Source organism: Flavisericum labens, from assembly GCF_045446075.1.
GTDB classification, from domain to species: domain Bacteria; phylum Bacteroidota; class Bacteroidia; order Flavobacteriales; family Flavobacteriaceae; genus Flavisericum; species Flavisericum labens.
In genome coordinates, this window is the sequence record NZ_JBJJBQ010000005.1 from 164,647 (window position 1) to 188,370 (window position 23,724).

General features: G+C 35.8%; 25 protein-coding genes. 12 read left to right on the top strand and 13 right to left on the bottom strand.

Translation table 11 applies throughout. The annotated features are described in order from the left end of the window. Positions 1–29: 29 nt before the first annotated feature. The 3 genes from ACIEHO_RS10340 to ACIEHO_RS10350 all read right to left on the bottom strand — a co-directional run bounded on the left by ACIEHO_RS10340 (position 30) and on the right by ACIEHO_RS10350 (position 1,902). Positions 30–344, bottom strand: a complete 315-nt coding sequence (locus tag ACIEHO_RS10340; protein ID WP_406971359.1) for a hypothetical protein — start codon at positions 342–344, stop codon at positions 30–32. A gap of 140 nt (positions 345–484) precedes the next feature. Then, entirely contained in the window at positions 485–1,234 is a 750-nt protein-coding gene (locus tag ACIEHO_RS10345) for a uroporphyrinogen-III synthase (RefSeq protein WP_406971361.1), read from the bottom strand. A 23-nt stretch (positions 1,235–1,257) separates the two neighbouring features. Beyond that, positions 1,258–1,902 (bottom strand): DUF4271 domain-containing protein, encoded by a 645-nt coding sequence (locus ACIEHO_RS10350; protein ID WP_406971363.1) that lies wholly within the window; start codon positions 1,900–1,902, stop codon positions 1,258–1,260. 119 nt (positions 1,903–2,021) lie between these two features. On the opposite strand from ACIEHO_RS10350, the gene ACIEHO_RS10355 reads away from it, so the two are divergent. From ACIEHO_RS10355 to ACIEHO_RS10365, 3 genes are read left to right on the top strand one after another with little or no spacing between them, the layout of a single operon-like run. Next, positions 2,022–2,744, top strand: a complete 723-nt coding sequence (locus ACIEHO_RS10355; RefSeq protein ID WP_406971365.1) for a polyprenol monophosphomannose synthase — start codon at positions 2,022–2,024, stop codon at positions 2,742–2,744. A 9-nt stretch (positions 2,745–2,753) separates the two neighbouring features. Then, on the top strand, positions 2,754–4,097 hold the full coding sequence (locus tag ACIEHO_RS10360; RefSeq protein WP_406971367.1) for a dihydroorotase: 1,344 nt from the start codon (positions 2,754–2,756) through the stop codon (positions 4,095–4,097). Further along, positions 4,094–4,645, top strand: coding sequence for a DUF4296 domain-containing protein (locus ACIEHO_RS10365; protein ID WP_406971369.1), 552 nt, complete (start codon positions 4,094–4,096; stop codon positions 4,643–4,645). The genes ACIEHO_RS10360 and ACIEHO_RS10365 overlap by 4 nt, the downstream gene beginning before the upstream one ends. Here ACIEHO_RS10365 and ACIEHO_RS10370 read toward each other — a convergent pair. Continuing rightward, complete coding sequence (locus tag ACIEHO_RS10370; protein WP_406971371.1) at positions 4,617–5,618, bottom strand: NAD-dependent epimerase/dehydratase family protein; 1,002 nt, start codon at positions 5,616–5,618, stop codon at positions 4,617–4,619. The two genes, ACIEHO_RS10365 and ACIEHO_RS10370, sit on opposite strands and share 29 nt — an antisense overlap. 211 nt (positions 5,619–5,829) lie before the next feature. On the opposite strand from ACIEHO_RS10370, the gene tyrS reads away from it, so the two are divergent. Next, positions 5,830–7,125 carry a tyrosine--tRNA ligase gene (gene tyrS, locus ACIEHO_RS10375; protein WP_406971373.1) on the top strand — a complete coding sequence of 432 codons (1,296 nt, stop codon included), beginning with the start codon at positions 5,830–5,832 and terminating at the stop codon, positions 7,123–7,125. A 126-nt stretch (positions 7,126–7,251) separates the two neighbouring features. Here tyrS and ACIEHO_RS10380 read toward each other — a convergent pair whose 3' ends face one another. From ACIEHO_RS10380 to ACIEHO_RS10390, 3 genes are all read right to left on the bottom strand, one after another. Beyond that, positions 7,252–7,698, bottom strand: a complete 447-nt coding sequence (locus ACIEHO_RS10380; RefSeq protein ID WP_406971375.1) for a YHS domain-containing (seleno)protein — start codon at positions 7,696–7,698, stop codon at positions 7,252–7,254. A 48-nt stretch (positions 7,699–7,746) separates the two neighbouring features. Continuing rightward, the gene (locus ACIEHO_RS10385) at positions 7,747–8,727 is read right to left on the bottom strand and encodes a LuxE/PaaK family acyltransferase (RefSeq protein WP_406971377.1); all 981 of its coding nucleotides are present in this window, start codon (positions 8,725–8,727) and stop codon (positions 7,747–7,749) included. A 119-nt stretch (positions 8,728–8,846) separates the two neighbouring features. Continuing rightward, positions 8,847–9,191: a T9SS type A sorting domain-containing protein gene (locus tag ACIEHO_RS10390; RefSeq protein ID WP_406971379.1), complete on the bottom strand. Its 345-nt coding sequence runs from the start codon at positions 9,189–9,191 to the stop codon at positions 8,847–8,849. A gap of 206 nt (positions 9,192–9,397) precedes the next feature. Here ACIEHO_RS10390 and ACIEHO_RS10395 point away from each other — a divergent pair, with 206 nt between their 5' ends. Next, positions 9,398–10,078, top strand: a complete 681-nt coding sequence (locus ACIEHO_RS10395; protein WP_406971381.1) for a response regulator transcription factor — start codon at positions 9,398–9,400, stop codon at positions 10,076–10,078. Continuing rightward, on the top strand, positions 10,078–11,121 hold the full coding sequence (locus tag ACIEHO_RS10400) for a sensor histidine kinase (RefSeq protein WP_406971383.1): 1,044 nt from the start codon (positions 10,078–10,080) through the stop codon (positions 11,119–11,121). Before ACIEHO_RS10395 ends, ACIEHO_RS10400 begins: the two co-directional genes overlap by 1 nt. Here ACIEHO_RS10400 and ACIEHO_RS10405 read toward each other — a convergent pair. Beyond that, on the bottom strand, positions 11,104–12,150 hold the full coding sequence (locus ACIEHO_RS10405; RefSeq protein ID WP_406971385.1) for a glycosyltransferase: 1,047 nt from the start codon (positions 12,148–12,150) through the stop codon (positions 11,104–11,106). The two genes, ACIEHO_RS10400 and ACIEHO_RS10405, sit on opposite strands and share 18 nt — an antisense overlap. 243 nt (positions 12,151–12,393) lie before the next feature. Here ACIEHO_RS10405 and trmB point away from each other — a divergent pair, with 243 nt between their 5' ends. The 3 genes from trmB to ACIEHO_RS10420 are packed head-to-tail and all read left to right on the top strand — an operon-like array spanning position 12,394 to position 14,032. Then, entirely contained in the window at positions 12,394–13,068 is a 675-nt protein-coding gene (trmB, locus tag ACIEHO_RS10410; protein WP_406971387.1) for a tRNA (guanosine(46)-N7)-methyltransferase TrmB, read from the top strand. A 2-nt stretch (positions 13,069–13,070) separates the two neighbouring features. Then, positions 13,071–13,700, top strand: coding sequence for a LysE family transporter (locus tag ACIEHO_RS10415; RefSeq protein WP_406971389.1), 630 nt, complete (start codon positions 13,071–13,073; stop codon positions 13,698–13,700). Between the two features lie 2 nt (positions 13,701–13,702). Then, entirely contained in the window at positions 13,703–14,032 is a 330-nt protein-coding gene (locus ACIEHO_RS10420) for an MGMT family protein (RefSeq protein WP_406971391.1), read from the top strand. 8 nt (positions 14,033–14,040) lie between these two features. Here the strand turns inward: ACIEHO_RS10420 and ACIEHO_RS10425 are convergent, their stop codons facing one another. Then, positions 14,041–14,877, bottom strand: coding sequence for a hypothetical protein (locus ACIEHO_RS10425; protein WP_406971393.1), 837 nt, complete (start codon positions 14,875–14,877; stop codon positions 14,041–14,043). Between the two features lie 197 nt (positions 14,878–15,074). On the opposite strand from ACIEHO_RS10425, the gene ACIEHO_RS10430 reads away from it, so the two are divergent. From ACIEHO_RS10430 to ACIEHO_RS10440, 3 genes are all read left to right on the top strand, one after another. Then, positions 15,075–16,211: an Mrp/NBP35 family ATP-binding protein gene (locus tag ACIEHO_RS10430; protein WP_406971395.1), complete on the top strand. Its 1,137-nt coding sequence runs from the start codon at positions 15,075–15,077 to the stop codon at positions 16,209–16,211. A 51-nt stretch (positions 16,212–16,262) separates the two neighbouring features. After that, positions 16,263–16,511: a NifU family protein gene (locus ACIEHO_RS10435; protein ID WP_406971397.1), complete on the top strand. Its 249-nt coding sequence runs from the start codon at positions 16,263–16,265 to the stop codon at positions 16,509–16,511. Positions 16,512–16,715: 204 nt separating this feature from the next. Beyond that, complete coding sequence (locus ACIEHO_RS10440; RefSeq protein WP_406971399.1) at positions 16,716–17,045, top strand: 2Fe-2S iron-sulfur cluster-binding family protein; 330 nt, start codon at positions 16,716–16,718, stop codon at positions 17,043–17,045. A 5-nt stretch (positions 17,046–17,050) separates the two neighbouring features. Here ACIEHO_RS10440 and ACIEHO_RS10445 read toward each other — a convergent pair whose 3' ends face one another. The 4 genes from ACIEHO_RS10445 to ACIEHO_RS10460 all read right to left on the bottom strand — a co-directional run bounded on the left by ACIEHO_RS10445 (position 17,051) and on the right by ACIEHO_RS10460 (position 23,687). Beyond that, on the bottom strand, positions 17,051–17,950 hold the full coding sequence (locus ACIEHO_RS10445; protein WP_406971401.1) for a metallophosphoesterase family protein: 900 nt from the start codon (positions 17,948–17,950) through the stop codon (positions 17,051–17,053). 54 nt (positions 17,951–18,004) lie between these two features. After that, positions 18,005–18,757: an SGNH/GDSL hydrolase family protein gene (locus ACIEHO_RS10450; protein ID WP_406971403.1), complete on the bottom strand. Its 753-nt coding sequence runs from the start codon at positions 18,755–18,757 to the stop codon at positions 18,005–18,007. Positions 18,758–18,908: 151 nt separating this feature from the next. Continuing rightward, the gene (locus ACIEHO_RS10455) at positions 18,909–22,361 is read right to left on the bottom strand and encodes a hypothetical protein (protein WP_406971405.1); all 3,453 of its coding nucleotides are present in this window, start codon (positions 22,359–22,361) and stop codon (positions 18,909–18,911) included. A 147-nt stretch (positions 22,362–22,508) separates the two neighbouring features. Next, entirely contained in the window at positions 22,509–23,687 is a 1,179-nt protein-coding gene (locus tag ACIEHO_RS10460) for an acyl-CoA dehydrogenase family protein (RefSeq protein ID WP_406971407.1), read from the bottom strand. Between the last annotated feature and the right edge of the window lie 37 nt (positions 23,688–23,724).

Below are 23,724 nucleotides of genomic sequence, written 5' to 3' on the forward strand. Positions count from 1 at the left end.
AAGAGCGATTTAAAAATCGCTCTTTTTGTTTAAAGAATAATGATTAGAAGCAAAATAATAATGATAGCGCCACTTGAAATGTAAAGACCATTCCCAGATCTGCGAACCGCCTTTTTCATTGTTCGGACTTCTTTACGCAATTCTTTTCTTTCACCACGACTTAAATCAGACTTGTCCATGTCTTTAATCTCATTAAGCCGATTAAGCATGGTTCTTATTTCAGTAGGGATTTCGTTCGTTTTTTCTTTGGTATGTACAGGTGGGTTTTCATTGGCCAATGCTGTGTTAGGAATCAAAGAGAATGACAATAGCATTATTAAAATGTAAACGGTTTTTTTTCTCATAATCTTGCTGTTTTTGAATTGTGATTTGTATAAATATACGAGATATCAAGCAATTTCTGCTTAGTTTTTGATTTTCTTAAACAAAAAAAGGGGTGATTTAATTTTTAAATCACCCCTTTTTTTTATATTTTAATTAAGGTTTATTTTCCCTTGTTAACCTTTTCAATATATTTTTCTAAAGCCATCGTCATAGATGGTGTTTCTGGTGTTGGTGCAGAAATATCTACACGCAATCCTTTTTCTTTTACCGCATTAATGGTTGTGTTTCCAAATACGGCAATTCGGGTGTCATTTTGCTTAAAATCTGGAAAATTTTGAAACAGTGATTCAATTCCAGATGGACTAAAAAATACTAAAACGTCATAGGTAACATTTTCTAAATCCGATAAATCGCTAACAACAGTTTTGTAAAAAGTAGCCTGTTTCCAATTTACTCCTAAAGCATCTAAAGTATTAGGCACTTCAGGTTTTACTTTGTCTGTGTTAGGTAATAAAAACTTTTCGTCTTTATATTTCTTGATTAATGGTGAAAGTTCTGAAAATGTACGTTTCCCGACATAAATTTTACGCTTTCTGTAAACCACATATTTTTGAAGATAATACGCCACAGCCTCAGATTGGCAAAAATACTTCATAGTGTCTGGCACTTTAAAGCGCATTTCTTTTGCGACTCTAAAGAAGTGGTCTACAGCATTTCTACTGGTCAGGATTATGGCCGTATAATTGTTAAGGTCGATTTTTTGATGTCTGATTTCTTTTGCCGATACACCTTCGACATGAATGAAGGGTCTGAAATCAATTTTCACGCGTTGTTTTTCCTGTAAGTCGAAATAGGGCGAGTTCTCAATTTTTGGTTCAGGCTGAGACACTAAAATTGTTTTCACTTTCATAAGGGTAGGCTGTTTTTTTTCTTTTATTTATCGATAAACACCTTGTATAAAATCACATAGGGTGCGATTTCGAGAGCGCAAAGATACAAAATAAAATAAAATATGTTGTGTTTTATTAAATTTAGATGTGATTTCAAAGAACTTAAAAGCCCAATTATATTTAGAATAAGCAGCAAAATAATGATGACGTAAACTAATATGGCACTCGGTGTGAAGCTATAGAGCATAAGGGCATTAATAGGAAGCAATATAAGCCCCAAATAATTTTTAAAACTTATTTTATGGAATATATATTGGTCTATTAACTGGTCAATTTCAAAAAGACTGCCAATTAAACGCTCTATTAGTACTTTAACTAAAATTAAGCTAACAATGGCAACAAGTAGTTTAAACATATCGTTCAACGAAAGGGTGGTATTTGATATGTGTCGCACACTAATAAGGCAAAAAACCAAAACGGATAATACTAAATTGCCAAAAAGGAGTGCGTCAAACTTATCAAAGAATTTTTGGTCGCGCGAGTAAATTTTTAAATACTTGTCGTTTCCCAAGACCAAAATAAAATCTTCAAAACGCTTAGGTGAAGTAAGTTTTGCTGCAGCGACTACCGCCAAACCTATCACGAGAAGTACGGTAAATAATTCATTTGAAATAATATGACGTAGCATGGTGTAAAATTATTATATATTTTGAATATGGGTTACATTATTAAATAATATTTAAAAAAAATAAACGCTTATTAATGTACATTTGCAAAAACTAACGGAAGCTTTACCGAAACCTAATTATGGCCGAAATAGTTGTAATTATCCCTACATATAACGAAATTGATAATATAGATGCTATTATCAGGGCAGTTTTTTCGCAATCGGAGAACATACATGTTTTAATAGTTGACGATAATTCGCCAGACTTAACAGCTTTGAAGGTAAAGGAACTTCAAACAGATTTCCCCAATCGATTGTTTTTAGAGGTAAGAGAAGAAAAGGCGGGGCTAGGAACAGCTTATATCCATGGATTTAAATGGAGCCTCGAACGAGCATATCATTATATTTTTGAAATGGACGCCGATTTTTCACACAATCCTAATGACATTATGAGGCTCTATGAAGCATGTCAGACTGAAGGTGCAGATATGGCTATCGGTTCACGATATATTAGAGGAGTAAATGTGGTGAATTGGCCCATGGCCAGAGTGTTGATGTCTTATTTTGCGTCAAAATATGTGCGCTTTATTACTGGTATGAAAATTCAGGATGCCACGGCCGGGTTTGTTTGTTATAAACGACATGTTCTGGAAACCATAAACCTAGATAAAATAAAATTTATAGGCTATGCCTTTCAAATTGAAATGAAGTTTAAAGCCTATATTAAAGATTTTAAAATTGTTGAAGTACCTGTTATCTTTACTGATAGAACGAAAGGTGAATCAAAATTAAGCTCAGGAATTATTTCAGAAGCCATTTTTGGAGTGATTTCAATGAAAATAAAAAGTTTATTTAAGAAATAGGATTTTTTTATGAAAAAAACTACCCTTATAAAAAATGCCAATATAGTAAATGAAGGACGCGTTTTTAGCGGAGACATTCTTATTGAAGGAGAATATATAAAAAAGATAGACGATTCTATCAGTGCTAAATCATCTGAGGTGCATGTGCTTGATGCCGAAGGGAAATATGTTTTTCCTGGCGCTATCGACGACCAAGTACATTTTAGGGAGCCAGGGCTAACGCACAAGGCCAATATTGAAACCGAAAGTAAGGCGGCTATTGCAGGTGGTATTACATCATTTATAGAAATGCCCAATACTAACCCGCAAACCACAACGGTAGAAAAACTGGAAGAAAAATTTGATATTGCTGCAAAAACATCGTTTGCCAATTTTTCTTTTATGTTTGGCGGAACTAACGATAATTTAGATGAAATTTTAAAGCTTCAAGCCAATCAGGTGGCGGGTTTAAAATTGTTTTTAGGCTCTTCAACAGGTAATATGTTAGTTGACAATCCAGAGGTTTTGGAGAAGATTTTCAAAAGTACCGATATGCTTATTTCTGTACACTGTGAAGATGAAGACACCATTAAAAAGAATTTTAAAAAGTATCATGATAAATTTGGTGATGACATTCCTGTAAAATACCATCCTGAAATTCGAAGTGAGGAAGCTTGTTATCTGTCCTCTTCTAAAGCGATAGAGCTGGCGAAAAAAACAGGGGCTCGACTACATATTTTCCATCTTTCCACAGGAAAGGAAACCCAGTTGTTTACCAATAAAATTCCTTTGAAGGATAAAAAAATTACTTCAGAGGTTTGTATTCACCATCTTTGGTTTTCTGACCAAGATTACGATAAAAAAGGCACGCTGATAAAATGGAATCCGGCCGTAAAAACCGCTGAAGATAGAGAGCTGTTATGGGAAGCTTTACTTGACGACAGGATAGATGTTATAGCAACAGACCATGCGCCACATACTTTAGAAGAGAAAAGTAACGTTTATACTGATGCACCTTCTGGTGGGCCATTAGTGCAGCATGCACTGCCTGCTATGTTGGAAATGTACCATAAAGGAAAAATATCGTTGGAAAAAGTGGTTGAAAAAATGTGCCATAACCCAGCGATTTTGTTTGAAATTGAAAGGCGTGGTTATGTTCGCGAAGGATATTTTGCCGATTTGGTTTTGGTAGATTTGAATAGCCCATGGACGGTAAAAAAGGAAAATATTTTGTATAAATGTGGATGGTCTCCATTCGAGGGCTCAACGTTTAGGTCTAAAATAACACATACTTTTTTAAATGGTAATTTGGTATATCAAAACGCTAAGTTTGGTAAAGTAAAGTCTGCTAAACGACTAACATTTAATAGATGATTTTAAGGAAATTGATTTTATGTTCTTCACTACTTTTAATAGTAGTTTCATGCAATAGATTAAAAGGACCAGATAAACCAAAAAACCTAATTTCTAAAAAAGAAATGGTTAATATTTTAATTGATGCCAAGCTGGTTAATTCTGCAAGTTCGGTCAATAAAAATATTATGCGAGATAGTGGCGTGGTTATTAGTAATTATGTGTTTAAAAAACATAATATTGATAGTTTGCAATTTGTTCAAAGTAATGATTATTATGCTTTTCATTTAAAAGATTACGAATATATTTACAATCAAGTTTCAGATAGTTTAGAAAATCTTAAAATGGCGCTCAAAGAACAGGAGGCCGAAGAATGGAAGTTGCAAACAAAACGGGGAGAAGACTCTTTAAAGGCTATAAATAAAGATTCAACCCAGATTTTAAAAGTTATAGATTCTCTGGCTATGGAAAAAAGAAAGGATTCCTTAACTGAAACTTTTCTTCAGCAGAAATTTGAACAGCACAAAATGCTTATAGAACCTATTTTAGATACTGTTCGCCCACGGTAGTAATGGCCTTTTCGATATCTTGAAATTGATAACTTAAAGAGTTCTTTATTTTGTCACAGTTATAATGCTTAATCGTTGTTAGCGATTTTGCTAACTGTTTAGTTAATTGCCTGCGTCTTCCAAATATTTTATGCATTAACCAATCAATTCGCCAAGCTATGTTAAGTAATGTTCGGCTTATTTGTTTTTTTGGAGGTTTTGCTTGGACAGCAATCGCCATGGATTGGAGGAATTTTTTGTAAGACCAATTTTCCGCAACCAAAATATACCGTTCGTTTTTTATGCTGCTTTCCATTAAAGAAATCATCACTTGGATCACATCTTCTATCGCAACAAGACCTATGCTACCCGAAGTATAAAATTTTAAACCTTTACGTGCTCTTTTAAATATACTTCCCGATCCATAATTCCATATACCAGCGCCAATAATAACTCCAGGGTTTACAATTACGGCGTCTAGGCCCTCTTGGGTGCCACGCCATACTTCCATTTCTGCGCCGTACTTTGTTATGGCATAAACATTATTGTCGGCCTCGGGATTCCAAAAGGTGTCTTCTGTTATTGGTTTATTTCCAACGGTGCTGCCTATTGTGGCAACGGAGCTGGCATAACATAATTTTTTTATGTTATTAGATATGGAAAGATTAACAATATTTGCCGTGCCTTCAATATTAGTTTTTCTTAAAAGGTGATATTTGTCGGGTTCAAATGATACAAAAGCAGCACAATGGTAAACCTTTGTGACGCCTTGAAAAGCTTCGGTTAGTGCCGGAATGTCTAAAATATCGGCTTCAACCCAATCGATAGCATTAAAAATAGATTCGTAATTATCTGTATAACAAGAGAAAACGCTTTTGGTTTTATCAAGTTTGCGTTCGTTTCTGAAAATGGCCCTGATGTTCTTGTGCTCATTCGCCAATTTATAAAGTAGATGGGCGCCAACCAATCCTGTTCCTCCTGTTACTAAAATCATTTAACGAAAGTAATGAATATTTCAAATTATATAGATTTAAATTTAGCTAGGAGAAATTCATTACTTAGATTCCCGTGAAACGGGAATGACAGTTTAAATCGAAACCTTTCACAAGTTCAAGGAGTTTATTTTCGAGTAAAGAAATATTCATAATAGCTCAGTAATTATACCCGTATTTTTATCTTTGCATTGTTTTTTAAAAAGTACCACCATGATAAAGAATTTTGTAGAAGAATTAACTTGGCGAGGCATGATACAGGATAGTATGCCAGGCACCGAAGAACACTTAATGGAAGCCATGCGCATGGCTTACGTGGGTATAGATCCTACAGCCGATTCTTTGCATATTGGGCACTTGGTTGGTGTTATGGGGCTTAAACACTTTCAGTTGGCCGGCCATAAACCGGTAGCTTTAGTGGGTGGAGCAACGGGTATGATTGGCGACCCTTCTGGGAAATCGGCCGAACGTAACCTTTTGGATGAAAAAACACTTAGGCACAACCAAAATGCTATAAGAGAACAATTATCTCGATTCTTGGATTTTGATAGTGATGCCGAAAATGCTGCCATTATCGTAAATAATTACGATTGGATGAAGAACTTTTCGTTTTTAGAATTTATTCGAGATGTGGGCAAGCATATTACGGTAAATTATATGATGGCTAAAGATTCGGTTAAAAAAAGACTGTCTTCTGAAGCTTCAGTAGGAATGAGCTTTACCGAGTTCACTTATCAACTTGTACAGGGCTACGATTTTTTACATCTCTACCGCGATAAAAGTTGCACCCTTCAAATGGGCGGTAGCGACCAGTGGGGTAATATTACTACTGGTACTGAGTTGATTCGTCGTATTGATTCTGGAAAGGGCTATGCGCTAACTTGGCCTTTAATAACGAAGGCCGATGGTACTAAATTCGGAAAAACCGAAGGCGGTAATATTTGGTTGGATTCAGAACGTACCTCACCATATAAATTCTATCAATATTGGCTAAACACCAGTGATGTTGATGCAGAAAAGTATATTAAAATCTTCACCTTTTTAACCAGAGAGGAAATCGAAGAATTGGTAAACTCCCATAAAGAAGCACCACATATGCGTGTTTTGCAAAAGCGTTTGGCTGAAGAAATCACCACTATGGTGCATTCTAAGGAAGATTTGGAGAACGCCATAAAGGCAAGTAATATTCTTTTTGGAAAATCTACAGCCGAAGATTTAAAACAACTTAACGAACAAACGTTTTTAGATGTTTTTGACGGCGTGCCACAAACCCAATTGGCAAAATCTGAAATTGAAGAAGGTTTAGATGTTATCGCTGCTTTGGCGGAAAAAGGTGGGTTTTTAAAATCGAATGGTGAGGCCAGAAGAGCACTAAAAGAAAACTCCATTTCGGTCAATAAAGAAAAGGTAAAAGACGATTACAGCATTACTTCAGAAGATTTAATAAACAATAAGTTCGTATTGCTTCAAAGGGGCAAAAAGAATTATTTTGTTTTACAATTTGAATAAAATAAATAAGGCTCGAATTTAAATTCGAGCCTTATTTTTAACAAACCAAACTTAATAACTAAATTTTTCTTTATCTTAGTTATTGTATTTTGACGTATATTTTGATGAAACCTTACAGCTTATAGGTTATTTTTTAAATTTTATTTTTTTCCAATTGTCATCTGCTTCTTTTTGAAGTTTATGGGTGTCTTTTTTATTCCATAATTCTAATGTGTTTGTTCCCCAAGCATTATAAAACAGGTAAAGCTTGCCATCTTCTATTAAAAATGTTTCAGGGTCAATCGAAACTTTGTCACTTTTTAAGGCTACGGCATAAGCACAATATCCGCCGTACTGCGGAACATACTTCTCGGGATTTTTTAAAAACGTGTTTAGGTTTTCTTCTGAATAAAACCTGTAATCAATACCGTCATATGTTGTTTCAAAGTCTTTGCCCCCTTTGAGCGCTTGATTGCTAAAATAGGCTACAACATCATATCCGTTGGCCATAAAACCTTTTTTTGTGTTGTAGTCTATGTCTTGGGCAGAAACCGTTGCTGTAAACAGAAGAAGGAAGAACAGTGAATTTTTCATGGAATGGGTTTTCTAATCAGTCTAAAATATAACCATACCTTACAATAACTAGAGCGCCATGAGGTTGCAACCGCGAATATCTGAGTTGTCAAAACGGCCTATAACTTCAAAAGTACCGTCTTTGTTTACTCTACCCAAATCTTGCGTAGCGATAAATGAACAAGAATTGATGTTCGCTAAATCAATAATATTTATTCCACCTGCTTTTTCGTGGGTGTTTAAGGTTAGCGCATCTTCGGTGTCACGGGTCAATACTTTCATCCATGGGGGGCTTTCAAAAACACCGTTACCTTTGGAATAGGCCTGGCTTAAAAGTTCGGTCATGCCATACTCGCTATGGATTTCTTTTACACCAAATCCACGTTTTAATTTATGGTGAAGTTCTGCACGAATCATTTCTTTTCTTCTACCTTTCATACCACCCGTCTCCATCACTATGGTGTTTTTTAGATTGAATTGATGCGCCTCAATTAAATCCAATAATGCAAAAGAAACTCCAACGAGCAATATTTTTTTTCCTTCAGCATCCAGTTTTATTAACTGATTTTTTAAGTCTGAAATATTGTTTAAGTAAAACCCGCTTTCAATGCGCCCAGATGCTTTTATTAAGGCATCAACCATGAAAATAAGCGAGGAACCTTCGCGTTCTAGATAAGATGGCAGCAATGCCAAGACTACATAGTCTTCTATATTTTCATAAAAATTCTGAAAGCCTTTTGTGAAACTTTTTTGGTAAATTGTTAAATCGGTTACCAAATGTTTGCTTGGAGTGCGGCCTGTTGTGCTAGAGCTCGTAAATGTGGTTTCAATAGCGGCTTTGGAGCTAATAACATTTCGGGTTTTAAAAAATTGAATGGGTAAAAACGGAATGTCTTTTAAAATTTTTACCTCGCTTGGATGTATGTATAGCAAATCGCAAAACGACCTATAAACCCTATTGTTTTCAAACTGAAATTTAAAAATTTGTAGAGCTATTTTTTCAAATTCGCTTGAAGATTTTATGTTAAATATAACGTTATGGTCTATCATAAAAATTTTATGATTTTTTTGATGAATTTAACTCTAGATTTTTACCAACACAAAAGTAGGTAAAATAAAAAAGCGTTACCAAACAAGTAACGCTTTAAGATTATGGTTGAAAATTAAATCTATTTTATTATCAATTTTCGGGCTTCACTAATATTGTTTTGCGTAATTTTTAAGATATATATGCCTGGGTTTAGTTGCGAAATATTCAATTGTTTTCCTCTCAAAACAGTGGCAAAAATTCTTTTTCCCAAAACATCATAAAACTCAATGTTTTTGTTTGTGTTTAAATTAGACTTAATCGTTAAAAAAGTGTTGGTAGAACTGTTTATCGGGTTGGGATAAATCGCAAGACCTTCAATACTCTCAGCTGCCGATATAGCATCTGCTTTGTTTTGCGCTGCGACTTCACGTTCAGAAAACAATAAAAAGGCTAAAAATAAAAATGTTAAGTAGGAATTTCTCATAAGCTTCAATTTGGTTAAGTAAAGTTATTAGACCTAATCAAAATTAATGCCAAAACATTGTTAAAAACACTGGTTTTCAGGCGAAAAATTGATTAAAGGTTAATTTATTGTAAGTTGGTTGTTATCATAACGTTATTAATAAAAGGTTTTAATAAGAATAATGTTATTAGTTTTATCTTTACTTTCATAAATTAGTAGTTGACAAAATGAAAAAGAAAGACATGAAAATATTACTGGTTGATGATGAGCCAGATATCTTGGAAATTATAGGGTATAACTTGAGTAATGAAGGTTATCAGGTAATTACTGCCGAAAATGGACAAGAAGGCGTAAAAAAAGCCAAAAAAGAAATACCTCATTTAATTATCTTGGATGTAATGATGCCTGAAATGGATGGTATTGAGGCTTGTGAAATCATCAGGAGAAACCCAGACTTAAAAAATACCATTGTTGCTTTTTTAACGGCTAGAGGAGAAGACTATTCCCAAGTGGCGGGGTTTGATGCTGGAGCAGACGACTATATTACCAAACCAATTAAACCAAAGGTTTTAATGAGTAAGGTGAAAGCACTTTTAAGAAGGTTTAAGGAAGAAGATGTTGACGATACCCTCAAGGTGGGCAGTTTAGTTATAAACAGAGACGAATACAAAATCACTTCAAAAGGAAAGGAGATAATATTGCCACGAAAAGAATTTGAATTGTTATCTTTATTGGCATCAAAACCCGGTAAAGTTTTTAAGCGAGATGAAATACTAGACAATGTTTGGGGCAATGAGGTGGTTGTTGGGGGCAGAACCATTGATGTGCACATTAGAAAGCTACGCGAAAAACTGGGTGATGATAGTTTTAAAACCATAAAAGGCGTTGGCTATAAGTTTGTCGATTAATGCAGACAAAATTTAAAAAATCATACCGGTTTGCGATAAAAACATCGCTCTACATCACCATGTATATAACACTCCTAATGAGTGTTTTTTTATATTATTTCTATGAGTTTAAGTGGTATCAAGTTTTGGGAATATCCATTAGCTTGTTTGTGTTCTGTTTTTTAATTATTCAGTACAGTGTTGAACGGTTTATTTATAAAAGAGTAAAAAGAATCTACGATGATTTAACTTTGCTAGAATCGGTCGATTTGAGTAGAGGTCCTATTACTACCGATATGCGTACCCTTACCCAAGAAATTGACAAGTTTGCCAGAGATAAAAAAATTGAGATTGAAACCTTAAAAGTTCGAGAGGAATACCGGAAGGAATTTTTTGGCAATGTATCTCACGAATTAAAAACCCCCCTTTTTACGGTACAAGGTTATATACTTACCCTTATAGATGGCGCTGCTGAAGACAAGGTTATCAGGGATAAATACTTGAATCGTGCTAGTAAAGGCATTGAAAGACTAGGTTATATTGTTAAGGATTTAGATATGATTACCAAGCTAGAAGTTGGTGATTTGAGGTTGAAAATTGAAACTTTCGATATCGTCGAACTCACAAAAAGTGTTTTCGATATGTTGGAAATGAAAGCCGCTAAGAGGAAAATTACCATGACTTTTGATAGAGACTATCCGAACCCCATAATGGTGAATGCAGATAAAGATCGTATTCAACAGGTGTTAGTTAATTTGGTAGTCAATTCGTTAAAGTATGGTAGCCAGAAAGGGACTACCGAAATCAGTATAGAAAACCTAATTAAAAATAAAGTGATTGTTCGCGTAACCGACAACGGCGAAGGTATTGAAAAAGTGCACTTGCCAAGGTTGTTTGAGCGTTTTTACCGTGTTGATAAAAGTGGCTCAAGAAAAGAAGGTGGTTCTGGTTTAGGGCTTTCTATTGTGAAACACATTATAGAAGCCCATCAAGAAAAGATATACGTAGAAAGCGAGTACGGAGTGGGTAGCGAGTTTTCCTTTACCTTAGAAAAGGCTAAATAGATTACTATAATTCATATTAAAACTAAAAGCTTTCAGTCCTATAAAATCATTGGCATTATTCAGTTTTTCGATAGTGAATTCATTTTGTTTACAACTGGGCACCAATTTCATTTCAGTAAGCCTTTCTGCTAGATACTCTTGTTCATACTGCCCTGGAGTGGGAATGAAGAATGCCTTTTTGTTAAGTTTGGCCAAATCCATTATCGTTGTGTAGCCTGAACGAGAGAGAACCAAGGTGCTTTCATTTATGGTTTTCTCAAGTAAATTAGAGGTCATAAAATTATATATGGTCATATTGCCCATAATTTGTATACTCTGTTCTTGCTCCATAACGCCTTTTACAAAAACCACTTTTCCTTTGTAGTTTTTTAGCTCAGAAAAAAGCTTTTTTTCAAGCATAGTACGCTGAGGTTCTGGTCCAGAAATTAGCACCATCAAATCGTTCTTTGTTTCACACTGAATAGGAGTAAACCGGCTTAAGGGACCAATATATTTGGTAGGAATATCAATAGCTTTAACATGCCCCAATTTCCCACTTAAATTTAAATCGCCTTCAACATCCGGAACCCAACAAAAATCAAATTTTTTTATAAATTTTTGGTGCATTTTGGTGCTAAGCCATGTGGTATTTCCGCTTAAAACATTCAGTTGGTGTGTTATGAAAACCGAGGGCACTTTTTTGCTACGCATACCCAAACGGTTATCCGAAATAATCCCTGCGATATCGTTATGTTCCAAAATAGTATTGAGAGCCCTTTTTTCAGCCATGATAGCTCTCAATAGTTTTGGCGAATCTTTTAAAAGTTTCAACTTAAAAAGTTTTCCGTTTTTGGAATACGTAATATTGTAAGAAGGTAACTCAATAGACGACAGGTTTGGGAATTCCTTCCGCAAAAGCGACAGGGCAACGCCATCGCTAGCAATTACAGGAACAAGCCCTTGCTCCATTAGAGCCTTTATTATTGGAATGCACCTTGTCGCATGACCGAGCCCCCAATTTAAAGGAGCAACTAAAATTCGTTTTTTCATTAAAATAATAATGGTATTATCAATCTGGGGTCAGGCTATATTCGTTTGTTCTATTTTTATTTTTTCGAATTCATGAATATAAATATTGTAATACTCGTTTACCCCTGCGTTGACGAGTTCAAACAAACCGTCCCATCCTTAGTACACTTTTTTGCCAAATTCAAAAGTAAGGTTAGTGGGGCTGTTGGATATTTCCTTAATTTTACCAAAAATAAAATAATAATAAGAAATAGTTAACAAACCTTGGGAAGCAAAAACAAACTTAAAAGATTTAGAGAAAACGATACATTTGGAAATGTGTTCCAGCCATCACGCGATGATTTGGTAAGCTCAAATTTTAATTTGAAGGGCGACTGGCGAAATGAGTTTTTTAAAAACAACAACCCTTTGGTGTTGGAATTGGGCTGTGGTAAGGGAGAGTATTCGGTTGCATTGGCCCAAAAGTATCCTGATAAAAACTTTATTGGTATCGATATAAAAGGTGCCCGATTTTGGCGGGGAGCCAAAACAGCTGTTGAAGAGAATATACCCAATGTGGCCTTTCTTCGTATTCAAATTGAGCTAATCGAGTATGCATTTGCCGAAAACGAGGTTGATGAAATTTGGATTACTTTTCCCGATCCCCAAATAAAATATAAGCGAACTAAACACCGTATGACCAATACCACCTTTCTTCAACGATACAAAAAGGTGTTAAAACCAGAAGGCGTAGTAAACCTAAAAACCGATAGCGAATTTATGCACGGATATACCTTGGGTTTATTACATGGAGAAGGGCATGAGGTTGTCTATGCCAACCATAACGTTTACAAACAAGAAGGAAGCCCAGAAGATGTGACAGGTATACAAACCTTTTACGAATCGCAATATTTAGAGCAAGACAAACCAATTACGTATATTCGATTTAAAATTAAATAGAAGTGAATATCACGCTTATCTTTTTTTTAGGGGTTGTTTTTGCACTCGTTGGTGTTGTTCCACCTGGACTGCTAAATATGACTGCAGCAAAAATTAGCCTAAAAGAAGGCCATGTGCGGGGTATTATGTTTTCTATTGGTGTGTGTGTAGTGGTTTTTGGGCAAACCTATTTAGCCTCTATTTTTGCGCGCTATTTAAGTAAGCATCCCGAAGTAATTAGCGTTTTAAGAGGTGTGGCGTTGGTTATCTTTATTTTGATAACCATTTACTTTTTATTTATTGCCAAGTCTGCACCAAAACAGCAAATTGAGCCTAAAATGAAAAGTAAGCACAGCCGTTTTTTTCAAGGTATGTTGCTTTCAGGAATCAACGTTTTTCCTATCCCCTATCAAGCATATATTACAATCACTCTGGCATCGATAGGGTGGATGTCTTTCGAACAGATAAATATTATATCTTATGTGGCCGGAGCAGGTACCGGAACGTTTGTTACATTGTATATGTATATTTTCTTTTTCGATAGAATAAAAGACAAATCTTTTACGAGCCAAAAAAATATGAATTTGATTATTGGAGGAATTACAGGTATTATATCTATCGTTACTCTAATAAATATTATTCAGGATTTTTAATTATGAAACCTGAAACCTTAAATTTTTTTGATAAAGTTTACGAGGTAGCCGAACAAATCCCCTTTGGACGGGTGACAAGTTACGGAGCTATTGCCAATTACTTGGGTGCTGCCAAAAGTGCCCGTATGGTGGGTTATGCCATGAATAGTTCTAAAGGGAAAGACGTTCCGGCTCATAGAGTAGTAAACAGAAATGGCTTGCTCACAGGCAAACAACATTTTGATGGTACCAACTTAATGCAACAACTCTTGGAAGGTGAAGGTGTTGAGGTGTTGGATAACCAAATCCAGAATTTTAAGACAGTGTTTTGGGATCCATCAAATGAATTATGATTTATATTTTAGAGGTATATTCCAACGCCAAGTGTAATCATTGAAAACCCTTGACTTCCAATCTTAAGGCGTTCGTAGCCCCCAGTAAATTTGTATTGGTTGTGGTGGTAATTGAGTAATCCATTAAATTTGTTGACGGTTTCACTATTTATTAGTGTTTGGTTGAATTTAATTTCAGCACTTAAAGGCTTCGCAAAAAACCACTCTGCACCTAAGCCATAAGTAAACCCAAATTCGTTTACGGTGCCATCAATATATGAAGCGCCCAAGCCCCACCAAGCATCAAACTTTTCAGTACGTACACGGTGATATTTAGCAATCATGGAGTAAATAGCTAAATTGTCAGTCCCAAAATTAGGGTTGTTTTCCCATAGTTGAAGGTAGTCAGCCTCAAGGCTAACTCTCTTTAAAAATCGCATTTCTAAATTTAGGTGCGTGCCTTTTAGCCTATTGTTTTCTGAGATGTATCTGCCGGACAAATCCGTTCTAAAAATACTGATGTCTTCACTCCAGGTATAATCATAATTACCTTTGTTGGAGTTGTAATAAGGGTATTTTGTAATAAACGCGTGACTTGCTTTGCCTTCTAACTCAAAAGGGCTTTCTATGGCAAGGGCATAAGCTGTATAGGTGAAAACCTGAATAAAAAAACCGCCAATAATTTCAGTTAAAAAACCAATATCGTCATCGGTGTTAATTTCGCTATTACTGTATTCCGATTTAGGGTTTTCAGAATCACTTTCTCCATTCTTTACGCTTTCTTCGGCCTTTCCAATTTTACTTTGCGAAAAACTTGATGTGCCAAACAAACATGCAACAATAAAATAGGTGATAATTTGTTTCATGACACATATTTAAGAGTATGTGTTTAACCACATAAATTATGCCGTTTTTGCATTTTCGGGCCCATTGTTTTAAAAAAGCACTAATTCATATATATAACTAAACCCAATGTAGATATAGTTAAAACTTCTAATGCCAAGCTTCTGTCTTATAGCTTTATTGCATATATTTGCATTTAGATTGATTCTTAATAAAAACAATGAAACTTAATAAAAAAGATATATTAAAAGCGCTTGAGAGCATAACAGTTCCTGGCGAAGGACAAAATATGGTGGAAAGCGGTGCAGTGACAAATGTGGTGACTTTTGGCGATGAGGTTATTGTAGATATCACCATAAAAAATCCAAGTTTACAGGCTAAAAAACGTACCGAGGTTGATATTTTAAAGACCATCCACGAGCAGGTTTACGAAAAGGCAAAAATAAAGGTGAACTTAAAAGTTGATGCTCCCGAAAAACCAAAAGCTAACGTAATAAAAGGAAAGCCTATACCCGGAATACAAAATATTGTTGCAGTAGCGTCGGGTAAAGGTGGTGTTGGTAAATCTACCGTAACTGCAAATTTGGCGGTTTCACTTTCAAAAATGGGTTTTAAAGTTGGGGTGTTAGATGCCGATATTTACGGCCCTTCTATTCCTATTATGTTCGATGTGGAAGCCGAAAAGCCTTTAGCCGTAAATGTTGAAGGAAAATCGAAAATGAAACCCATTGAGAATTATGGTGTCAAAGTACTGTCTATCGGGTTCTTTACTCAGCCCAACCAAGCGGTAGTATGGCGTGGGCCTATGGCAGCAAAAGCGTTAAATCAAATGATTTTCGATGCCCATTGGGGCGAATTGGATTTCTTGCTGATTGATTTACCTCCAGGTACTGGCGATATTCATTTAAGCATTATGCAATCCTTGCCAATAACTGGAGCGGTTGTGGTAAGTACCCCGCAAAATGTTGCTTTGGCAGATGCTAAAAAAGGAGTGGCGATGTTTCAACAAGAAAGCATAAATGTGCCTGTTTTAGGAATTATTGAAAATATGGCGTACTTTACTCCTGAAGAATTACCATATAACAAGTATTATATCTTTGGTAAGGAAGGAGCCAAAAACCTGTCGGAAGATTTGAATGTGCCATTTTTAGGAGAAATTCCGTTGGTACAAAGTATTCGAGAGGCAGGCGATGTGGGACGTCCAGCAGCTTTACAAACAGCGACGCCATTAGAGCGGTCTTTCGAAAAACTAACCCAAAATGTAGTTGAGGAAGTTGTGAGGCGTAATGATGATTTACCACCAACCGAAGCGATAAAAATAACGACTATGGCCGGGTGTTCGGCTGTAAAGAAATAAATGTATTTTAACCTTTAGTAATTAAGGTGAAATAATTACAACTAAACAAGTATGACTTCAAAAGAATTAAGAGAAAAAGTAGAAATAGCCCTAGACGAGATACGGCCGTTTCTTCAAAGTGACGGTGGCGATATTTCATTATTGGGCATTGAAGACGATAAGTTGGTAAAAGTCCAGTTAACGGGAGCTTGCGTAGGATGCAGTGTTAACCAAATGACGTTGAAATCTGGCGTTGAAATGACTATTAAAAAGCATGCGCCACAAATTGAGCAGGTGGTCAATATCGAAAATTTAGTCTAAAACGCACTTTTAAACTGTTAACTTTTCAATCAGAATATCTTTCCAATATAAATAGGCATTTGAAAATAAAGGAATTTTATCGATTCTTTATTTTTTTAGACCTTCTTTTAAATTGGGTCATAAATTCTCTTAAAATAAATACACTTACCTTAAATTTGTGGCACGAATTATGACGTGCTTTAATTAAAATTCAAAACGCAAGCAATGAGCGACATTAATATAAAAATCACCGATAGAGACGGGGTTACCCACGAGATTGTAGCTCCAACAGATATGGCCATGAACCTAATGGAAGTGGTGCGTTCTTACGAACTTGCTCCTGAAGGAACCATTGGGATTTGTGGAGGTATGGCTATGTGTGCTTCGTGCCAGTGTTATGTATTGAGCAATCATGATTTGCCTGAAATGAGCGATGATGAAGATGCTATGTTAGCCGAGGCTTTTGATGTACAAGATAATAGCCGATTAGGATGTCAAATTCAGATGACTTCTGAAATGGAAGGTCTAGAGGTGGAACTTGCCCCAGAGAGTTAAAAAAGTTAAGTGGTTTTATAATCCGTCAATTTTCTCGGGCCTTCAAGTAAAACACGAACGATTTGTAGTGTTCCGTCATCTTTAGTGGCAATTTGCCATTTAATCAACGAAATTTCACCGTTTTCAATTTCAATACCTGTGATGCTTCTGGGGTGCACACAACTACCATCATTAAAAAAAGCGATGTCTCCAGGTTCGGGAAATCGTGGACGGTGTGTATGCCCGACAACAGTGAGTAAATTGTTGTTTTCGGTAATCCATCTTTTGGTTCGGCGTTCTACTTTAATAAGTTCCTTGTAGTTTTTTGCAGGACTTGTAGGGTCAGCAATACCCATTACATTTAGAGGTTTCCAGAGGATACGAACCATAAAACGGCTCCATTTCCAAAAAAGGTAGTTCCACCAATCGGCTTGATGCCCGTGCGTTAAAAACAGTTTCTGTCCTGTTCTGCAATGTTTTAAAATAATACCTTCATGGTATGTAATATCTCCAAATAATTCTACTTCTTCCCCAACTTTTGGGTCAAAATAGGTAGACAAATGCTTTTTAACATAATTGGGGTCGCGATATACCATATCGTGGTTGCCCCATATGATGTGCAAACGGCTGTCCTTGTGGAACAACTTCATTAACATATACACATTTTTATGGGCGCTGAGAATAGATTCAAACGACAAATTTTCCCAAAGCTCATCGCCATCACCAAGTTCACAGTACTGGAAACCTTCTGCATAATAATGTTTTAAAGCATGAAAATAGATGTTTCGGTTGTTCGCAAAATCGTCGGCAAAACTATTGTCTCCACGGTGACAGTCACTAAATAAAATGAATTTACTATCGTCGTCAAAATCAACAACTTTAGCATTTTTATAAGCACTATCTAATCTTTTCTTGGATGAAAACATAAAGTAAATGTAAACAAAAAAAGGAGCGGTGGAAAAGAAAAATAATAGTTACAATTAATCCTTAAGTTTTTCTATGGCTAAAGGAAGTATCCGTTGTACAAATTGACTATACGCCAATTCCGAAGGATGCAAGCCGTCAGACGCGACCAAAGCGGTATTATCTAATCCCATTCTAGTTATATCTGTGATGTTTACAAAGCTTATATTATTGGTCTCACAATAGTTTTTAGCAAAGCTGTTGTATTTATCAATATCATTGGAAATATCTTGATTGCCGCGCCCAAAAGGCGTGAATGCATAATCGGGTATCGATACGACAATCAAATTCTTTTTGTCTCCTTTGGCATATAAAATGGCCTTGCTAACGAGACTTGGAAACTCCATTTGGTATATTGAAAATGGTTTGTTCTGGTATTGGTTGTTTACGCCAATAAGAAGCGTGACTAGATTGTAATCATTGGATGGTATTTCGATGTTTAAAGCCTGAATTAAATCGGAGGTGGTCCAACCGGTCGTGGCAATAACTTTCAATTCAAAAGTGTCATCCGAATTAAATTTTGGAATCAGACTATCTTTTAATTGTTCTGGAAATTTACACGAGTCGCATACACTTTGGCCAATTGTATAACTGTCGCCTAAGGCTAGAAATTTGTAAGTTGTAATAGTGTTATTATCTTCTTGTTTTTCAGGAGTTTTATAGGTGTCAGGGCTGGGTGTTTGATTATTGTCAATATCATTAATTTCTTGGCTTGGGCTACAGCCAAAGCACAAAACCGTCATTAGAAGGACATATAGTTTCTTTTTCATTTTAATGTTTTTCCTTAAAAATACGAATTAATTCAGATATTTATTTTAACGCTAAACGCATCTGTTTGAATTGTTTTATAAATAAAGCCTGTTGAGTACATATTTTAACAAATATGCTTCAACAGGCTTTTAGTTAGGGATGTTTTCGAATTTATTTACGACATAATGGGTCTGCTCCTATGGTGCCAACCAAGCTACTCAAATAGTCTTCAGATTTTACTTTAATGTATAATTTTTGAACATTTTCCAAGCGTTGTTTTATGTTCATTTCATCTACCAAGACATCATTATTTGGGTCTGTAATAAATGCTTCTAAATAATCAATTTGAGAGCCGTAATATTTAATGTCTTTTTGTTGTTTTATTGCTAATCTTTCATTGTACCAGTCAGCGTTTAAAACATAGTCTCTATCAAAATATTGTCGTAATTCGGGGTCGTTAATATGTTTGCCTTCGTAGTTGCCGTAAGCCATAATGTGCAACAGTATTTTTAAAGGCGGTATAGCGGATTCAATGCTACCATCTTCAAAATAGTTTAAGGCTACTTTTTGCTGCGCTTCAACAATGTTGTTGATACCATCAACATAATCTTCAATACCCTGAAGTTCTGGTTTTAGCATTCTTTCACTAAATACAGCTGTAGGCTCATCGAACAACCTATTTAAGCATAGCAAAGCAAAAGTTTTTGTTATTCTGTAACCTAATCTACTTGCTAATACCTTTTTACCTTCATACTCAAAATCTTCAAGTTTTTCTAAAGAACCATTGTTGATAAGGTTTTTAGGGTCTCTATCTTCAGGAGCCATTCTTGCCCAAATCTCAGGGATTAATAAACTGACATCATGATCTATTTTGTTTTCTGCACCAACGTATCCAGCAGCTGTACTAAACCCGTTAGATTCAGTTAAGATGTGCGCTAGTAAAGCATTGTTTAAATCGGTTGTTGGCGTTAACATATTAAACGGCGCCTTTGTTAGCGCACCTTCAGTTCCTGCTCCTGTGGTTGATGGCGATTTACCTGTTAAACTACAAATGAAATCCATAAATAATTCAGGTGCTTCTTGATAATGTATGGGGTTGTAAACGGCTAGTGGTCTAATACCTGCTTCTTTATCAACAGGGTTGTTTCTTCTACCTGGTAAAACAGCATTTACAACATGAATCACGGGGTCGTCCAGTTTAATCTTTCTTTTTAATCGAACACCCATGTCCGATATGTAAGATGCTTCGGTTTCTTCATAAAATCTATTAGGTTCTAAATACCGCGGGTTTTTAGTTGGTAATCCATCTTCCACAATTCTTGGGTGCGATGGTAATACGAACTGTACGTCCTCTTCATCGCTATCTATAATTTCTTTGATGAAATCTTTAACAGGTTGTGTGTACTTATCATAATTAATAGTGTCTTCATAAATTTCAATGGCATCCTTCTTATTTAACATTTCGTAGTTAGTTAAAAATCTGCCATCCGAAATTATATCTAATTCTGCACCTTTATCGTAACCCCTTACAATGGCCTCATCTGGTCTTTGGAACAAATGAGCCTCGCAGTTTATTAAAACTTTTACACTTTTATTAAGGTATTCTGGGTTTAAATCTTTAAACTTATTTCTAGGAAGCGTGATAGACGCCGTAATATCATCTTCAGTTTGAATTTTTTCACAAGCTGAAAAGTCTGAACGTAATTTATTCAACATCCAGTTGCCTTTTTGGTTAAACCCTATTCTTACATAACTACCAACTACCGGAGTGTGGTTGTATAGCAGCGCAGTACCTTTATCTCCATTGATTATGTCAACGGTCATCATATCTTTCCAGTTAAGGTTGGCACCATGGGCCTGTCTAAACAATCGTTTCACAAATAACACTAATGAGCGTACGTGAACAGGGATGTTTTTTAACCATTCATTAAACTCATCTGAGTTTTCTTCTGAAGGTGTTAGCAGTTTTACAACAGAGCCTAAAGTTCTTTTTTCACTTAGGAATGATCTTGATTTTGGTCTGTTGGGGTCTTTATCTTTCCATCTGGTAGAGTAATTAAACTCAATAATTTCGTCAGCTTTCTTAAAATCCTCTTCTATATCGTGAATATTGAACACGCTATAGGTAATGGCGTTCTGCATAGATTTAGAAATCTCTGATTTTCCACCTCCTGAAACGGTGCATGGTTTATGGCAAAATACACCTTCTGGATAGGTTTCAATAATTCGCCATAAGTTGATGGACTTGTGTTTTTCTAACCTGAGTTTATTTCCAGATGGATGCATATAGGTTTTAAAAGGCGACAATTTTAATTTTTGTTCCTTTCCTTTATATTGCCAAGTGATACTGTTTGTGTTCGTATCGAAATAAGACGATTCTGGTATGTAAACGATGTTGGGATATTGGTTGTCTATCGCATAATTTTCAGGTTTAACTTCAATTCTATCCGCTAATAATCTTTTTACATCTTCAAAAGTATGGTCGAGTCCGTAGTATTGATTGTAATCATTACAATTTACAGTATTGCCCATAACACGCCTTGCATAAGCTATAGCCCCGCCAGCATGTTCTTCTTCTAACATCCCGTATAAATTAGCTGAATAACTAATTTGGGTTTTAATTTCTTTTTTAGAGTAGCCGTAATAATTGTCGGCAATTAAGGTGACTACAACACCTCTATCGTCTCTACATGTAATTTTAAAAGCGCCGCCGTCATTATAAAGTTCGTTTTCATCTATCCAGCACATACCATCTTTTTTCTGACGGTCTGTAGCATCATCAAAATGAGGAAGACCTACGTCTTTCTTTTTAAGTTTTAATAATTGTGGTGCCAGAATAATACACCCCGTATGCCCCGTCCAGTGCTCTGGGTCTAATGCCGCATCATTATGGGCTAAATTAGGGTTACCCGCATTACCAAAAATGTTTTCAACGAAATCTAAATTACTTACCAAAGAGCCAGGAGCAAAGAAGCGAACTTCTAATGATTTTTCTGCAATAACACCTTTAACTTCTGGGCAAACAACTGGTCTTAAAAGCATTGAGACCATGATCTTAGCTTTATTTTCTTGATTTGATGTAAACGGAAGCGTGTTTAAATCGTCTGAAGGTTTAAAAGCTTCGTTTAAAAAGTGAGCTAAAACTACTTTTGGTACTTCTTTTTTATCTAATGGAACTGGTAGTGGGCCTTCAACAATATGGAAAGTTCCTTTTGTTGTTCTTTTATCATGCAAAGGGTTGTTTAAAATCCCTTGTTTTAATCTTTTAGAATTTACTAAATCACTCTCAAATGAATCGCCATCAGGGGGTAAACTAGCTTCTCTTGTTTGCCCTTTTTTGGAAAGAATTAGCGTATCATTTGGTAGTTTATATGATTTGTCTACCTGTACATCTTTTAAATAATCGTCTATAAAATCTTGGATTCTCGAGTCGGCAGGTGCAAGATGGTCTGCCAAAAGTCTAGATTTTTCTCTAAGACTCATTATGAGTGGTCGAGTTGTTTTTTCGAATTCGGGATCGCAAAATTTTTCTTTGCTATCCGCTTTGTCTTTAAAAACGGGTTGACCAAGGGCTGCTAATTGTAAATTGATAAATTGAATAATGTCTTTTCTGGATTCTTCCATGATTATCTTATTTTTTTTATTGCTCATATACCTTTTATGAAAAATTAGGACAAATTTAATTACATCACATTATATAAAAACTGTCAATTGTCATATTGCAGTATATTTTTAAAGAAAACTTTGCGTGTGATGATAAAATAAACAGGTTTACTTAAACGCATTCAAACCCGTAATATCCAAGCCAGTTATAAGCAAATGAATGTCGTGAGTGCCTTCGTATGTGATAACGCTTTCCAAATTCATGGAGTGCCTCATAATACTATATTCACCTGTTATACCCATGCCACCCAATATTTGTCTGGCTTCTCGGGCAATAGTAATGGCCATATCAACATTGTTGCGTTTTGCCATAGATATTTGTGCAGATGTGGCTTTGTTCTCATTACGCAAAACACCCAAGCGCCAAGTTAATAGCTGGGCTTTGGTGATTTCGGTAATCATTTCTGCCAATTTTTTTTGTTGCAGCTGAAATTGCCCAATTGGTTTACCAAACTGCTTGCGTTCTTTGCTATATCGTAAAGCGGTGTCGTAGCAATCCATGGCGGCTCCAATAGCACCCCAGGCAATGCCATAGCGGGCGGAGTCCAAACATCCAAGGGCCGCACCCAATCCTGATTTTTCAGGCAGTAGATTTTCTTTTGGGATTTTCACATTATCGAAAATAAGCTCGCCAGTAGCAGAGGCTCTTAACGACCATTTATTATGAGTTTCTGGTGTTGAAAAACCTTCCATGCCACGTTCCACCAATAGACCATGTATACGCCCGTTTTCGTTTTTTGCCCATACAACTGCAACATCGGCGAAAGGTGCATTACTAATCCACATTTTAGCGCCGTTTAATAAATAATGCTCGCCTTTGTCTTTAAAGTTTGTAACCATGCCACTGGGATTGCTGCCATGGTCGGGTTCTGTTAGTCCAAAGCATCCTATCCATTCGCCAGACGCTAGTTTGGGTAGGTATTTTTGACGTTGTTCTTCATTACCATATTTCCAAATGGGATACATTACCAAGGAAGATTGCACCGAAGCTGTGCTGCGAATACCAGAATCGCCCCTTTCAATTTCTTGCATAATTAAACCATACGAAATTTGGTCTAGTCCAGCGCCACCATATTCTGTTGGTATGTAGGGGCCAAAAGCTCCAATTTCAGCCAGCCCTTTAATTATTTGGGTTGGAAATTTTGCTTTTTGAGCATAATCTTCAATAATGGGAGATACTGCTCTTTTAACCCATTCACGTGATGCGTTACGAACCAGCTTGTGCTCATCGCTTAGTAATTCATCTAAATTATAATAGTCTGGTGCTTGAAATAAGTCTGGCTTCATCAAGATTGATTTAAGTTGTTTTTAAGAAAATAATCAA

Excerpts from the sequence above, each read along its gene's own strand:
- ACIEHO_RS10340 (WP_406971359.1), bottom strand. The coding sequence starts at position 344 with ATGAGAAAAAAAACCGTTTACATTTTAATAATGCTATTGTCATTCTCT.
- ACIEHO_RS10345 (WP_406971361.1), bottom strand. The coding sequence starts at position 1,234 with ATGAAAGTGAAAACAATTTTAGTGTCTCAGCCTGAACCAAAAATTGAG.
- ACIEHO_RS10350 (WP_406971363.1), bottom strand. The coding sequence starts at position 1,902 with ATGCTACGTCATATTATTTCAAATGAATTATTTACCGTACTTCTCGTG.
- ACIEHO_RS10355 (WP_406971365.1), top strand. The coding sequence starts at position 2,022 with ATGGCCGAAATAGTTGTAATTATCCCTACATATAACGAAATTGATAAT.
- ACIEHO_RS10360 (WP_406971367.1), top strand. The coding sequence starts at position 2,754 with ATGAAAAAAACTACCCTTATAAAAAATGCCAATATAGTAAATGAAGGA.
- ACIEHO_RS10365 (WP_406971369.1), top strand. The coding sequence starts at position 4,094 with ATGATTTTAAGGAAATTGATTTTATGTTCTTCACTACTTTTAATAGTA.
- ACIEHO_RS10370 (WP_406971371.1), bottom strand. The coding sequence starts at position 5,618 with ATGATTTTAGTAACAGGAGGAACAGGATTGGTTGGCGCCCATCTACTT.
- tyrS (WP_406971373.1), top strand. The coding sequence starts at position 5,830 with ATGATAAAGAATTTTGTAGAAGAATTAACTTGGCGAGGCATGATACAG.
- ACIEHO_RS10380 (WP_406971375.1), bottom strand. The coding sequence starts at position 7,698 with ATGAAAAATTCACTGTTCTTCCTTCTTCTGTTTACAGCAACGGTTTCT.
- ACIEHO_RS10385 (WP_406971377.1), bottom strand. The coding sequence starts at position 8,727 with ATGATAGACCATAACGTTATATTTAACATAAAATCTTCAAGCGAATTT.
- ACIEHO_RS10390 (WP_406971379.1), bottom strand. The coding sequence starts at position 9,191 with ATGAGAAATTCCTACTTAACATTTTTATTTTTAGCCTTTTTATTGTTT.
- ACIEHO_RS10395 (WP_406971381.1), top strand. The coding sequence starts at position 9,398 with ATGAAAAAGAAAGACATGAAAATATTACTGGTTGATGATGAGCCAGAT.
- ACIEHO_RS10400 (WP_406971383.1), top strand. The coding sequence starts at position 10,078 with ATGCAGACAAAATTTAAAAAATCATACCGGTTTGCGATAAAAACATCG.
- ACIEHO_RS10405 (WP_406971385.1), bottom strand. The coding sequence starts at position 12,150 with ATGAAAAAACGAATTTTAGTTGCTCCTTTAAATTGGGGGCTCGGTCAT.
- ACIEHO_RS10420 (WP_406971391.1), top strand. The coding sequence starts at position 13,703 with ATGAAACCTGAAACCTTAAATTTTTTTGATAAAGTTTACGAGGTAGCC.
- ACIEHO_RS10425 (WP_406971393.1), bottom strand. The coding sequence starts at position 14,877 with ATGAAACAAATTATCACCTATTTTATTGTTGCATGTTTGTTTGGCACA.
- ACIEHO_RS10430 (WP_406971395.1), top strand. The coding sequence starts at position 15,075 with ATGAAACTTAATAAAAAAGATATATTAAAAGCGCTTGAGAGCATAACA.
- ACIEHO_RS10435 (WP_406971397.1), top strand. The coding sequence starts at position 16,263 with ATGACTTCAAAAGAATTAAGAGAAAAAGTAGAAATAGCCCTAGACGAG.
- ACIEHO_RS10440 (WP_406971399.1), top strand. The coding sequence starts at position 16,716 with ATGAGCGACATTAATATAAAAATCACCGATAGAGACGGGGTTACCCAC.
- ACIEHO_RS10445 (WP_406971401.1), bottom strand. The coding sequence starts at position 17,950 with ATGTTTTCATCCAAGAAAAGATTAGATAGTGCTTATAAAAATGCTAAA.
- ACIEHO_RS10450 (WP_406971403.1), bottom strand. The coding sequence starts at position 18,757 with ATGAAAAAGAAACTATATGTCCTTCTAATGACGGTTTTGTGCTTTGGC.
- ACIEHO_RS10455 (WP_406971405.1), bottom strand. The coding sequence starts at position 22,361 with ATGGAAGAATCCAGAAAAGACATTATTCAATTTATCAATTTACAATTA.
- ACIEHO_RS10460 (WP_406971407.1), bottom strand. The coding sequence starts at position 23,687 with ATGAAGCCAGACTTATTTCAAGCACCAGACTATTATAATTTAGATGAA.